A 13,927-nucleotide genomic window follows, 5' to 3' on the forward strand; every position below is an offset into this window, starting at 1 on the left:
CTGAACCATACCTTTAAACCGGGTTAATGTTTGTCAGGCGAGGGAAAGAGTTCCTAGCGTATGAAATCCGCTTTACAGGGGAATCTTATTATATAGAAAGAACACAAAAAGTTATTTCAGCGTGTACGATCCGCGTACCATTACAACGAGTCCCAAGGTTTGTCCGGCTTGGACCGATATTCCCCGTCCATCACGGGGGAAAGATAATAAATGATTAGATGGTGCGGCTGCTCCATTAAGAAGATCAACACCAGCAGTCAGATCAGCAACACCGTTACTATCCTGTGAAAAAATAACCGCTTTACCGGCTCGTACAATAAATTCAGCACCGGCCCCGGCAATTAAAGTCTGGCCCGGTTTAACGTCAACGATTTCCGAAGCATCCCCGCTTTGGACTGGAGCAGTTGTCGCAACTGGTGCAGTAGTAGCTGCAGGTGTTGCAGTTGCAACTGGCGCTTGCGTTGCTGCAGGTGCTTGCGTTGCTGCAGGTGCTTGCGTTGCAACCGAACCACCGCCGCCTTGCAGCGCCTTTTGAATTTGCTGGTCTACATAGCTTTTAGTAACTACAGGGTCATCTGCCGTTCCAGGCTGGGAACCGACACTTGCACCATCAGCAGTTACATTTAGTAAAGAGCCCGCCCATAAGCTGCCTGCTAAAACGCCTGTTGCCAAGGTGATTTTCCATACCGTTTTCATTAGCGTCCTCCTTATGTGTAAAAAAAAAGAATAGCCTCCGAAGAGGCTATTCTGTGCTTCGGTATAACCGAGAAGCTAATTATTTACCGTTAACAGTAGTGTCTTTAACGATAACATTACCGGAAGTATCCTTAGTTGCAGTGTTTACAACTGTAACAGTAATGTTGTTTACATAAGTTGCGCTCAGGTTAACTGCACCTGCTGCGTCAGATGTGTAAGCAATAATCTCGCTTGCTTGGATGCCTTCAGTACCATTTTCAACATAAAGTACTCTGGAATTGTTGTAAGTTCCCTCAGTAGCATTAAGTTTGAAGAAGTATTTGCTTCCGGATCCACCATCTGCAGTTACGTTCTTAATGGTTACACCGTTAACCTTGAATTCAAGGTCGCCAGCAGCCAGAACAACATCTTCAGAGAAGTTAACGATCAGGCGTTTGGAATCATCAGTAGATACGGATGCAGAAGCCAGCTTAGGTGCAATACCATCAGCAAGTGCAACTGATTGAACTACTGGAGTAATTGTGTTACCAGCAGTATCCTGGATACCGTTGATTACGAAATCAAAGCTCTTAGTAGCATCAATTCCAGTTCTAGGAATGTAGAGAGTTACAGTAACTTCCGAATCAACTGGTTTCGAGCTGCTGTAGTCAGTTGTGATGTAGCTTCCTGCAGGTAAGGCTTTACCAGCCAATGTGTAGTTGTTAACGTCACGAACTGTAGTGATGTTAAGACCATTAACATCTTTCACACCGAAGATGATGTTCTGATCAGCATTACCAGTATTAGCTGCGTACGGAGTTGTAACAACAACCGGACGGGAAGTATCTGTAGAAGTTGTAGCAGTAATCGCTACAGTGTGTACAGAAGCAGCGTTTCCGTTAGCTTGAGCAGATGTATCCTTAACAAGGCCAGCTGTCAAACGAAGAGTGTAGTTACCAGCAGACAATCCAGTTACATCTTTGAACAGGATGTCTTTGCTGTCGTTAGATGTGGAGTATGTTGCTGTGCTAACAGTTTTAGTTGTAGGGTTACCAGTAGCATCGCTAATCAATGTGTATTGGGCTCCAACTACAGGGTTAACTGTTTCAGAGAATTTAACTGTAAGACCAGTGCTACCGTAAGTTGCGCTAACAACTGTAGGAGCAGTAGTATCCTTAGCGAACGATACAGCTTGGCTGGAAGAAGAAGCTACCAGGTTACCCAGTACGTCTCTGATGCTGGAACCAAATACTACTGTTCCGCTGAACGAGCCGCTTGTAGGGAATGTGAAGGAAGGTGCTTTCAGTGTGAAAGTCTTCTTGTCACTACCAGCAGTAACATCGAAAGTATCTACTTTTACTCCGTTGGAATCCAACAGTGTAATGCTGCCATACAAAGAGTTGATATCAACGTCTTTGTTGAAGACAAGCTTAGCAGTTCTTTCACCCGTTACAGTGAAGCTAGAGATCGTTGGTGCAGCAACATCGGACACAACAGTAACAGTTGTTTTAGTTGGGTTCGGTGTAATATAGTTACCAGCAAAGTCTTTAACATTCAACAGGGAAACGTCATAAGTTTTGCCAGTTTCCAGAGTGGATGTAGTCAGAACGATTTCATCAAGAGTAGAACCCTTAACAACAGCTGCAGTAGCGCCATTTACATAAGCGATAATTCCGCCACCATTAGGCTCGGATACTACTGGCTCGCTGAATTTAACTGTTACTTTTGTAGTTGTAGCTTTAGCAACAGAAGAAACAGAAGCAATTGTAGGAGCAGTGGTGTCAGCAACAGTCAGCAGAGTAGTGTAGGCAGCTACGTCTTCGCCTGCAGAAGTGTTCACTTTATCAGTCAAAGTAAACGCATATTGACCCTTCAGATATTCAGTGCCAGCAAGGGTAATCCAAGCCTCAGTACCATCAGCTGCCAGTACTGCGTTAGCAATATCAGCATTTACTGCTGGTGCATCACCAAGTTTGCTAAGGGAAACAACGCCATCGATAAGGCTAGTTGTTCCACTTACTGTTTGAATAAGAGAATCAGCATCGATAGAACGGTTGAATTTAACAACAATCTGCTTGGAGTTAGGCGCAGTAACGGAAACAACCTTAGGAGCAGCCAAAGTTACTTTTGCTGTGTAGTTGTGACCATTGTTAGTGAAGTTAATTGTAGTTTCAACATTTGCTACCAGAGCAGTTGTCAAAGTTACAGTTGTAGTAGTTTTGTCAGAGAAAGTAACGAATACGCTAGTTGGGCTCAGCGCTTCAGCGGATGCTACAGTTGGAACTGCAGTCAGGTTGTCAACTGCATAAGCTGCTTCTACTACCAAAGAGCGAGTAGCGTTAGCTTTGAAGTTGGTACCTTGAGCAACCAGACCAGCGTTGATAACTGCTTGAGCATAGCCCTTAGCCCATGCGGATGCGGAGTTATCAGTTGTAGCTGGAGTTTCCAGTTTCAGAGCGCGGAACAATACAGCCGCTACTTCTTCAACTGTTACTTTACCGTTGTAATCGAAGATACCTTTAACAGTATCTTTACCTTGCATCAGGTTAGCTGCAGTAACAGCTTCGATGTAAGGAACTGCCCAGTTAGTAGCTGTGTAACCTTTGTCGTTGTAGGACAGTTTACCAGTTACTTCTGTAAGACCGAACAGCTTAGTAACGATCTTAGCGAACTCAGCGCGAGTAAGATCTTTTTCAAGGTGAGCTTGACCGTCTGGGTAGCCGTTCAGGATACCTTTAGCTGCCAAAGCGTCGAATTTAGCTTGTGGAGTTGTTGCAGTTTCACCAAATGCTACAGAGGCAAACATCGAGAATGCCATTGCTGTAGATAATGCTACGGATAAAATTTTCTTCATAACCTTTTTTTCTCCTCCTTGGACATTCATGAACTGAGATTTTTCTTTAGTTGGGTAGCTCATGTCACTCATTAGCCGATGCACCCCCTTTCCCGAGTTGAGCATATTAAGTATAAATAATGTCTGTGACGGGTATCACAGAAACTTGTAAACAGGTTTAAGGCATACTAATACTAGATTCCTAATTCTACCTAAGTATTATACAATGTGCCTCAAGTCACGTAAAGCTAATTTTTCCATCTGGCATTGCCCGAACCAACTGATACTAGGCAAATGCCCGGTGTAATTGACTCTACATCTTAAACGCAGAAGTTTTTAAAAAGTTGCGCTTGGTTCAAAAGTTTTTTAAAAAATAATTGCTTATGTCCTTTGATCCACTAAAAGATACATTTGTATCTTCTACTAACTATTGTTAATCATGGGCGGCTACGGGAATTAGTATAGCATAGCGAATTCGGCAGCGTCATTAAGCAATATTTGTTAAGTAAATAAACATAATTCTCCTGTTCTAAACCCACCTGCTGAAGCTTTAGAGCAACAAAAAAAGCGCCGTTGCCGGCGCTTTCCTTCTATAAACATATCCTAACGGATCTTCATGGACAGCTGAATCAGTTCCTGACGCTTCTCAGGGCTGAAATTTACATTTTCATACATCGCATCGATTGCCCCGCGGTTCTCGCGGTAGGCCTTCTCATGCTTGATGGTTGTATGGGACCATTCAATCAAAGCATTCTCCGCGATGACAAGATCATTGTATGCATCATGGAATCCGGTAGCCTGTACAAGCTCTTCCATTACTTCCTGTGTAATCTCCTGCAATGCGCGCTTTGCGGCAATTTCCTTCTCCAAAACTTTAGCTCTATTCTCAAACAGGTTCTTTGCTTTCGTGTAATCCAGTTGGGCTTTAGATAAAATCGGTTTCATCGATGGCTTTCACCTTTCAGAAAAAAATTATTTTCTAAGTTATTGTAACGTAAAACAGTACAGATTACAAAGTTAATGTCGGCGATATGTAATTTCCTTCAAACAGTCTGTTACAGATTCATAATCTAAAGTATATCCTCATCAGCACAAAATAACTCTCATTATAATGTAGAATTTGAGCAGTACACTTAATCCTGACTTAATAAAAGAACCGGGCCGCGAACAGTTGTCGCAGCCCGGCGTACTGTAATTAATTAAAAGTCTTAGGGAATATGCTGGTGCTCTTCTGGAGAAGCGCTACAGCAATTTTGCCGGCTTCCGCTCTGGTGAGCTTACCTTTTGGATTAAAGTTGTATACGGGCTTGGTCTGGCCGGTAACCGTAACTGCGCTACCTTCCATGATCTTGGCCTTCGATACTGCTTCAATCGCCGGACGGGAATAGAAATCCATGCTGCCTGAATCGACAAATGATTTACTGAGGCTGGAGAGCAGCTTGGCATCATTGGTGGACATTTTGAGCTTAAGAGCCCGGGCAATCATAACTGCCGCCTGCTCTCTTGTCAGTGGCTGGTCCGGACCAAAGAATCCGTCACTCAGTCCCGTTACAATCCCCGCCCTTGCCGCTGTCTCAATGCTCTTGAAGTTCCATGTTGTCGATACAGCCTCCGGTACAATATCAAAGAAGGTCTGCTTATTCGTATCGTACTCGAGCGGAATGCTGAGCCCGGTAACCAGCAGGGTAGCGAACTCTCCGCGGGTTGTTGTATCATCTGCACCGAAAGCATCGGACCGCAGGTTCGTCATAATACCTTTGGAATACAGGCCATTCAGTATATTTCTTGCCCACGGATGGTTCGTAATATCGGTAAATCCGCGGCGCAGTTTCATTACAGTATAGTAGCCGAACTCATCAAAAGGAACGGTTACTGTATGATTTTTGGTATCTACTTCCCCGCCGATATTCTCCCATTTACCAGCATCCGTGTAACGGAATACAGTTACGGTCGAACCCACTTCGTCAACCACGTTAGGACTGAAAGTAAGGGTCAATTCACCGCGCTGGGAAGGAACGATTTTGCGAGACTGGCTAATCTGTGTGAAATTGCCTTCGATGGAGTATGGAGCAACCCCGTTTGTTGCAGGCACATAACTACTGCTGCCCTTAGCGCCAACCTCACCTAAACCGCCGCTCAACCAGTAAATATCCGATACTCTGGAAAAGTTGCTGTTGGTCGCTGTTGAGGTGAAGCGGAGAACCAGCTCCTGCAGAATGACAAGCTGCTTCTGGACACCTACAAATCTTTCATCGACCGGGCTAACGTTAATGATATTACCGTAGTCGTTAGCACGCTCTACAACTCCGTCAGTAGGGTCGGCAATTCCGAACAGCAGCTTGGTGTCAGGATAATACTTAGCTGCCCCTGAACTGGTATAGCCCTTCATCAAGGTTCCTTTAGGGAAGTTCAGCTCCAGCTGCTTGTTGAATACACTATACTTGGTGGCAACCTTCTCAGCCATGTACTCCGTATCAATCTGCACCGCGCTGGCATAGTAGACAGTAATTGTATCATTAAGGGTTGAATCCTCGCGTACGATCTGAATCTTGATCGTTGTAGACTTGTCCGGCTTCAGTCCGACATAGTCATAGGTGAAGCGGTTAGCCAAATCAGTACGCGGCACTGCTTCATACTTATCGATCATTACCTTTGTTGCACCTTCAGCTTCAATGTCAAAACGCACGAAGTTTTTGTTTACAACAATCTGGTCTCCGACTGTAGCTACAGGAGCCAAAATACGGTAAGGCAGCACTTCACGGACTATTTCAATTCTTTGTGTCGTTCTCGCTCCGGTTTTATTGATCAGTTCCAAAGTGTAAACATGACTGCCTGGAGCATCGAACTTCAGATCACGGATACGCAAAAGGAAGTCCTTAGTTGTTCCAACATAATCGTAGATCAGTGAGCCGTACGTTCCTGGTGATGTAAAATCATCCTTGCTGTTTTCTTTAAGCATACTGGTGTTGCCAACAGTGGTGAAAACCAGGTCAGAGCCCATGTAGAGATTAAGGGTTGTAGCTCCTCCACCTTGCAGAACCAGATCGTAATTGTCTCTGGTTGTTACATACTTGCCGTCAGTGTAGGTAATCTCCGCCGGCAGAGCCAATATTGCATTCCGTTTAGCATCATTGGAACGGGAGTCGGTTTCGAATGGCTGACGGTTTGTCACCAGTACCGGATGGAACTGCGTCAGATTCGATACATTAGTATCAATAATATAGATGCGCAGCTCTTTGGTGATAACGCGCTGGTTACCTGATCCATCCATCGAAATCCCCGTGAATCTCAGTGTATTTTCCCCGTATACCAGCGGGCCAGCCTGATCAATCTTCAAAGTAACTTTGAATTTGGGTGCCTCCATGCTCACTTTGAACTGCGGAGCTGATGCAGGATCCCATGAGGCGCTATCCTTTCCATTAATCTGGAATTGCGCTCCTGAGATATTTTCAAAACCGATATACTCACCCTCAACAGTAATAGTTGTGCTTGAGTTAGAGTTGTACTCAATCGTCTGGCCGTCCTGCAGGTTGCTTACATAAATATAGTTTTTGGATACATAGGAGATATCAACGTTATATACCGATTTGGAAGTGCCATATTTAAACTGTACCTTCTGTTGTCCGTTAGAGAAGCCGGTAACTTTATAGACCTGCTGTGTACTGGTAAGTCCGTCAACACTTACATTGGTAAGCTCCAGACCTTTAGTGCTCAGAGGCAGGTACATTGCACTCAAAGTCCCTCTAGGCTCAACATTGGTTTCAAGCATGATGTAAAAGTTGTCTTTTTCCATCTGCTGTCCGTTCAGCGGAAGCTTGGATACTTCACTGATTTTTTTGCCTGTTGTGTAGTCCGGAAGGTAATAGATATTATTAATTACCGTTTCACCAGGAACATAATAGTAAGTCTTAACAAGCGACGCAGTATAATTGCCGAATCTTACAGTTAAAGTAAAGTCGTTGCTGCCGGTAGCAATTGGAACATCCTCAGAGGTTGTGAACTTTACCAGCTTGTATGCCGGCGTAATGCCGTCCGGTCCCGGGATAGTCTGCTCCTGAGTGGTGGTAATGGTTCTGATTGCAACCTCACCTGTTGTTCCGGCATTGATAATAAATTGTCCTGTTCCTGTATTGCCGCCGAAAGCAGCAGCATTGTATGGAAGCAGGATTTCCCCGGACAGGCCTGCAGTAAATTTATTCTCTACCGAAAGAGTCGGTGTATTGTTAATCAGGGAATACTTGCCGCCAGCATGAACCAGATCAAGGGAAGCATACGGCTGGTCTGTATCAAAAAAGTACACGTTGCGGTCTATGGTTATTTTGTCAGAAGCATTCTGGACAATAATCTGCAGTGAGCTTAACCCGGGCTGCAGAGTCAAGGCCGGCGTAAAGAAGGTTCCGTCCTCCAGCAGGGAGGTCTGAAGCGCTGTCCCTCCATTGAGTGATACAGTTACTTTAGTAGCATTGGCTACCTTACCCTGCAAAGTTATCGAGGATACAGGAACAACAACTTGTGTTCCTTCATTTAAGTTGAGCGCAGCCGGGCCGCCCAGTACCTGAAGTGATGTTATATAAGGCACCCTGTCATACAGCACATAAAAAGACTCCGAACGCGTCAGATTCCCCTGCAGACCCGAGAAGGTGACTTTATTAAAGCCGGAATACAAGGTTACTCCGCTCGTTGTAAAACGGTTGCCCGGGCTGTTGGTATCAGTAGTCACAGTCCCTGTGGTCAGCCGCGTGGAATCTGTTACCCATCTGCCTAAGCTGTCCTGCGACAGCTGCTCTACAACAACCTTCATTGTTGTAGAAGTTACCTGTGAGTAAACACCGGTTATATTAAGTGTGGAGTTGCTCGTCAGATAAACTTTGTCACGGGTAATGGCATTTGCTGATCCGGTAACAGCACTTGGATCCAGTACCACTGTGGACCGCAATGTCTGATCATCGGGAGTAAAGTACGTGGTGATAGCATCGGCTGCCGCCGCCTGAGGCATATATTTGCCAGGGAACATAGAAACGATCAGAGCCGCAAGCAGCACCCAGACAAATGGTCTCTTAAAGCGTTGCATGTGTATATCTCTCCTTTGAGTTAAAGTTCTCTTTGTGACCTTCACTTTTCTCTTTATCGGTCGTTTCCAGCTATCTTGTTAGGGAGAACAGCAAAAAACTCACCCTTAAAAAGGATGAGTTTTGGTAATTTTACAATATAACCCTGGATTAGAGCGGTAAACTAGGACTTTGAGCCGCGTTCAGGCGCAAGCTTGAGACGCATTCTTAAAAATAAATCAATCAGCGGACGTTTCGTTTTACTGATGACGCCGGTGATTTCTGCACCGATCTGCAGGAAGAACAGCATGACACAGATCACTACGAAAGTAACCCAGTTGGCTTCATAGAGCGAAGCGGAAGTCTGAATGACGGCCAGCACTCCAAAGAATGCGGCAATCCCGTAAATGATCAGTACCGTCTGACGGTGACTGAACCCAAGCTCACGCAGACAGTGATGCAGATGCCCCTTATCCGGCGCAAAGATCGGCTTCTTCTGCAGCTTACGGCGTACGATTGCAAAGAATGTATCTGATAAAGGTACTCCGATGATCAAGAGCGGTGTAATAAAGGATACGACAGCGATCTGTTTAAACCCGAGCAGCGCCAGCAGCGCCAGACAGAAACCAAGGAACAGCGAACCTGTATCCCCCATAAATATTTTGGCGGGATGAAAGTTAAAGAACAAAAACCCTAAAATACTGCCAAGCAGCAGCAGACACAGAAGCGCAACCATTGTATTCCCCATCAGGAAAGCCATAACTGCAATTGTAGCAATTGCTATACCTGATACACCGGCAGCAAGCCCGTCCAGGCCGTCAATAAGGTTAACGGCATTGGTGACACCGACAATCCAGAAAATCGTCAGCGGAATGGCGATCCAGCTCTCCAGCGAGGAATACGTATTATTAAATGGAATATTTACGAAATCAACAGTAATATTAAAACCGAAAACAACGATGCATGCTGCAGCAATCTGGCCCAGCAGCTTCACTTTGGCTGAAAGCTCGAACCGGTCATCCAGTCCGCCGATCAGAACAATCAGTCCGCCGCCGCAGAGCAGCGCTTTGATGAAATGTGTTTCCCGCGAAGTGAAATCGTATGGAATAATCGGCAATACGGCAAGCAGGCCTAACACAAACGCCAGAAAAATACCAAGTCCGCCAAGGCGGGGCATAATTCTCGTATGCACCTTACGGGCATTAGGCACGTCGGTGGCACCGATCTTGATAGCGAATCTCTTCACTAGCGGTGTCAGGAGAAGTGCAAGTCCCATGCACACAATAAATCCAGCGATGTATATGATTAACATTTGAAAAGTCGACCCCCATTTCTCTACCGCATTGAATTATACGCTGAACTAAAAGCAAATTCCAATTCCGTTTTTAGGCTGTTGTTCGGATTTTTCCGGTAAATTCGCTCGTTTCTTTAGGATTTTGTCACTTTATCTTTCTCACGCACCACTTTTACTGCAAATTTCGGCAGTGCAAGCATTCTTTTGTAACGTGTTGGTTCTTTCAAAAGCCGGTATAGCCACTCCGCACGCAATTTCTGGAAGGCAACGGGTGCCCGTTTGCTCTTGCCGGAGATCACATCAAAGCTCCCGCCTACCCCCATCATAACGGGAATATTCAGCCGGGATTTGTATTTGGCAATCCATGGCTCCTGACTGTCCGCCCCTCTGGCGACAAACAGCAGGTCAGGCTGGACCTTTACAATGTCCGCAATAACGGCCTCATCCGCATCGGGTCCAAAGAAGCCGTCACGGTAGCCGGCAATTACAATACGCGGATACTGAGATTGTAACCTGGAGACGGTCTCGCGAATCACCTCAGGTGTCGAACCCAGAAGATACACTTTCCAGCTATAGCTTTCTCCCTGACGAAGCAATTCATGTAAAAGGTCAAACCCTGCTACACGCTCAGCTACAGGCTCCTTGCAGTACTCAGCAGCCCACACTACGCCTGTCCCGTCCGGGACAACCAGCTCAGCTGACTTCATAATATCCATATAGGAAGGGTTCTCCAGTGCAGCCATAACCATAATGGGATTAGCCGTAATCACCTGATGAGGCTCCCGGTTACGTACGGCATCTGTCAAATAGGAGACCGTAGTCTGCATATCGACTTTGGAAATACGTATACCAAAAATCGGTACTGTAGGCAAAATACTATCTGCTTTCACGTTCAATCATCCTTTACGGCTCAAATATTCAACAATCCGGCGGGCTGGTGCTTCAGCTTCCTCGACCAGAGCTGAGATCAGCGACTCCCGCTCCTGCCTCCAGGCTTCCCCCTGCTTAAGAAGCAGCAGAAGTTCTGCGGCAACCTTGTCTGCTTCCAGTGTAGCTGTTGACCCGACAGGTCTGGAACGGACACGCTCCAGGAAATGGTCAATCTTCGGATCATAGGAGATACCCATCAGCGGCACCCGTCTGCCAGCGGCATAGATCAGGCTGTGCAGACGCATGCCAATCAGCGCATCACAAGCTGCAACCTCACGCAGCATCTGCTGCGGATGCAGCGCATCCTCGCATATACTAACGCTTCTCCCTAATGCAGAAACCTTATTCTCCAGCTTCTGCATTACATAACGTGATGCTTCATTATCCAATGGATGGTGGAATGGCAGGAACCGCAATTGCAGCGGCATTTCGGCACTGGCCTTCAGCAGCCCCTCCACAATGGCATTCAGCTCATGCCGGGACTCTTCCCAGTATCGCACGGAGATACCTACAGTCTTCTGCTTAGAAGCTGTCTCTGCAGCAGATACACCTGTGGCGGCCGGAGAACCGGCGCTTTGCGGAAGCTCCAAACCCATTACAGGGTCAGGTACAACCTGAATATTGTTCAGATTCAGTCCCATGCTCTGCAGCAGCTGGCGGGACTGCTCGTCCCGCACGGATATATAGGCAGATTTGCGGAAAACCGACTTAATCAGCGGGTGAAACAGCTTACGGTTAACAGGCCCGATCCCCTGCGCATAAATAAAGGTCGGCTTGCCCATCCATTGGGCAAGCTTCAAGATTCCCAGGTAGTACGGTATGGTCTTTGTGCCGGTTACGTCCTGCAGCAGGCTTCCGCCTCCGCTGATCAGTCCGGCACTTTCCGAGATGGCTTGCCGGACCTCGCCCAGCTTCATCCGGTGAACGGACTTGACGCCGTAGGTGGCGGTTGTCCATTCCGGATCTATCGATAAAACAACCGGTTCAATGGCTATGCCGGCGGCTTGTGACTGCCTCTGCAATGCATTCAGGATGGATTGCAGAACAGCCTCATCTCCGCTGTTGCGGAAACCGTAATAGCCGGAAATTACAATTTTTTGAGCAGTGGTGACCATCGTTTCCAACACCCTTCCGCAATCTGCCAGACGCCCACAGCAATCAGGCCAATAATCAGCCCGAGTCCCAATCCAAGGAGTCCGCGGATCAATGAAATCAGCGCCGGAGTATGAATATGGGCAAAGGTATCCACCATCGACAGCTGGCCGATGACCGCAATAATCATGATGAATGCGGCATTGCGGTATTTATAGGCCATAAAGGCTCCTAAAATAAACAGCGGATGGGCAAGCAGGAATTCCTTATTACGCGGCCGTACACCGACTGTATTCTCCAGGAAGATACGGAACGAACGTTCAAGCGGAGTCACACTTCCGCTGTTGCCCGTACGGCTCAAGTAGTACATCCCAACCACACCAAGAATGCAGGCGGCGATTACCATGGCTAGTGTAATTGGAGTGCGCAGAAGCTTGCCCGTCTTATTAAAGGCAAACTCTCCACGGTATAAGAGCACATATAAGGCAGTCAAGGCAATCGGGGCCAGATGCAGCAGGCTGACGCCGCGGAACTGATTAAGAACCAGGGCATAAGTAACGTTATTCAGCAAGGCAATAACAAACGGCACGGCACTCAGCGAGATAAGTGCGGTTTTGATATAGAGCACAAGGCTATGCGCCAGACGGCGTCCCGGGCTCATGACTGCATAAGTCAGCTTATTATGCCGCAGCGGCGGCCCCTGCTCATTGATTTTGCGGACAGCCAGCACAGTCGCAACCGTCGGTGCGCTTATGGCAACCGCAAGCGCAAGCGCCTGTTCAAACAGCTCCGGCTTCACCAGCATCAGACCGGCACTGCCTGCGAGGCCCAGAATCCAGGCAACAAGGGTAAGCATGGGAATGAAGTACGAAACCAGCAAGGCTACCATCGATACCGCACCGATCACTGCCCCCAGCTTAAAGTAACGCTGGTAGGAAGAATCAACGACATCAAACGCTTCAGCCTGTCCCAGTGTGAATCCGTTATCTTTGATCTTCTGTACGGCTCCGTCCGGTCCGCTTAGACTGGTCACCAGATTGTCCAAGGTATCTTTAATCTGCGCTGTAGTGGTATCCCGCGAAGGGATCGTATTAAGATACAGCATCCGGATGTTGCGGTCCTTGGTTGCCAGGGCAAACCGGTCCGCGATGACTTCCGGAGCCAGCCCGGAATCGCCTTCACTAAGCGAATACAGGCGTGCGACATTGTAATCAAGCAGATACGCCAGCTTACCGAAGCCCTTTTGCTGGGCTTTGATATTTTCAATAGCAGCCAGCCCTATCCCGCGTTCTTTAAGGAGATCAGCAAATGCGGTCAGACTGCCTGTATCAGCATCATCTGTAAAGCCTTTGACTGATTCGCCTTCAAACAGGATACGTTTAACACCAAGCTCCTGGTAGCGGTCAAGCAGCCTCGTAACAGCCTCCTCATTATAAGCAAGAGAATCCACCAGGCGGGGCACAATGCTAAAACCCTTTGCATGCAGCATCTCCAGATTGAACGGGTCAGGCTGGAGCGGCTTCAGGGTAGCATCTTCCAGCGGGGTCTTAATAATCAGCCCCTGCTGCCCGCGGAAGCTCCAATTTTCAGTCTCAATGTTAAGAGCATTAAAAGCTTGCTGAATTAACGGTGTGAGCACCGAACTATTCTCCGTGCTCGTAAAGAGGACGTATGTATAGTTCTCATTCTCGGGGATGACCGTATCGGTCAGATTGGCAATGTCCGTTGCCCCCCAGATCATCAAACGGCGGGCTTTGCGGTAATCCTCCAGCGTACTCTCATAAATAGCCATACTCTGAACGCCGGCTTCCTTCAGGCGGTCAAGCTGCTGGGAGATATAATCCTTGGGATTTACCCGGTAACTTGCTACCTCCACCAGATCACGGTAATCGAATACAAACTCAACTGTCTTGGAAGATTGCTCTGTCTGCAGGCGGTCATAGACAACCGGGAGAGCGGCCAGAACACCGATCACCACGAGTATCCATAACCATTTGCGTGAAGTAATATTCCATTGTTGCCATTTCTGATGCACCAAAAGTACCTCCTCTTTCA

8 protein-coding genes are annotated in these 13,927 nt (G+C 47.1%); all 8 read right to left on the bottom strand.

The window, feature by feature from the left end; translation table 11 throughout:
- Nucleotides 1-111: 111 nt before the first annotated feature.
- Complete coding sequence (locus NST84_RS28245) at nucleotides 112-696, bottom strand: hypothetical protein (protein ID WP_342563327.1); 585 nt, start codon at nucleotides 694-696, stop codon at nucleotides 112-114.
- 79 nt (nucleotides 697-775) lie between these two features.
- Nucleotides 776-3,601, bottom strand: a complete 2,826-nt coding sequence (locus NST84_RS28250) for an Ig-like domain-containing protein (RefSeq protein WP_342563328.1) — start codon at nucleotides 3,599-3,601, stop codon at nucleotides 776-778.
- A gap of 510 nt (nucleotides 3,602-4,111) precedes the next feature.
- Nucleotides 4,112-4,453 carry a hypothetical protein gene (locus tag NST84_RS28255; protein WP_342563329.1) on the bottom strand — a complete coding sequence of 114 codons (342 nt, stop codon included), beginning with the start codon at nucleotides 4,451-4,453 and terminating at the stop codon, nucleotides 4,112-4,114.
- A 250-nt stretch (nucleotides 4,454-4,703) separates the two neighbouring features.
- On the bottom strand, nucleotides 4,704-8,579 hold the full coding sequence (locus NST84_RS28260) for an S-layer homology domain-containing protein (RefSeq protein WP_342563330.1): 3,876 nt from the start codon (nucleotides 8,577-8,579) through the stop codon (nucleotides 4,704-4,706).
- Between the two features lie 161 nt (nucleotides 8,580-8,740).
- Nucleotides 8,741-9,868 (bottom strand): MraY family glycosyltransferase, encoded by a 1,128-nt coding sequence (locus NST84_RS28265; protein WP_342563331.1) that lies wholly within the window; start codon nucleotides 9,866-9,868, stop codon nucleotides 8,741-8,743.
- Nucleotides 9,869-9,984: 116 nt separating this feature from the next.
- The gene (locus NST84_RS28270; protein WP_342563332.1) at nucleotides 9,985-10,740 is read right to left on the bottom strand and encodes a WecB/TagA/CpsF family glycosyltransferase; all 756 of its coding nucleotides are present in this window, start codon (nucleotides 10,738-10,740) and stop codon (nucleotides 9,985-9,987) included.
- A 6-nt stretch (nucleotides 10,741-10,746) separates the two neighbouring features.
- Nucleotides 10,747-11,895 (bottom strand): polysaccharide pyruvyl transferase CsaB, encoded by a 1,149-nt coding sequence (gene csaB, locus NST84_RS28275; RefSeq protein ID WP_342563333.1) that lies wholly within the window; start codon nucleotides 11,893-11,895, stop codon nucleotides 10,747-10,749.
- Nucleotides 11,868-13,907: a DUF5693 family protein gene (locus NST84_RS28280; RefSeq protein ID WP_342563334.1), complete on the bottom strand. Its 2,040-nt coding sequence runs from the start codon at nucleotides 13,905-13,907 to the stop codon at nucleotides 11,868-11,870. The genes csaB and NST84_RS28280 overlap by 28 nt, the downstream gene beginning before the upstream one ends.
- Between the last annotated feature and the right edge of the window lie 20 nt (nucleotides 13,908-13,927).

It is taken from the genome of Paenibacillus sp. FSL R7-0345, from assembly GCF_038595055.1.
Classification (GTDB): Bacteria; Bacillota; Bacilli; order Paenibacillales; family Paenibacillaceae; genus Paenibacillus_AQ.

Coding starts and splice junctions, on each gene's coding strand:
- NST84_RS28245 (WP_342563327.1), bottom strand. CDS start 696: ATGAAAACGGTATGGAAAATCACCTTGGCAACAGGCGTTTTAGCAGGC.
- NST84_RS28250 (WP_342563328.1), bottom strand. CDS start 3,601: ATGAGTGACATGAGCTACCCAACTAAAGAAAAATCTCAGTTCATGAAT.
- NST84_RS28255 (WP_342563329.1), bottom strand. CDS start 4,453: ATGAAACCGATTTTATCTAAAGCCCAACTGGATTACACGAAAGCAAAG.
- NST84_RS28260 (WP_342563330.1), bottom strand. CDS start 8,579: ATGCAACGCTTTAAGAGACCATTTGTCTGGGTGCTGCTTGCGGCTCTG.
- NST84_RS28265 (WP_342563331.1), bottom strand. CDS start 9,868: ATGTTAATCATATACATCGCTGGATTTATTGTGTGCATGGGACTTGCA.
- csaB (WP_342563333.1), bottom strand. CDS start 11,895: ATGGTCACCACTGCTCAAAAAATTGTAATTTCCGGCTATTACGGTTTC.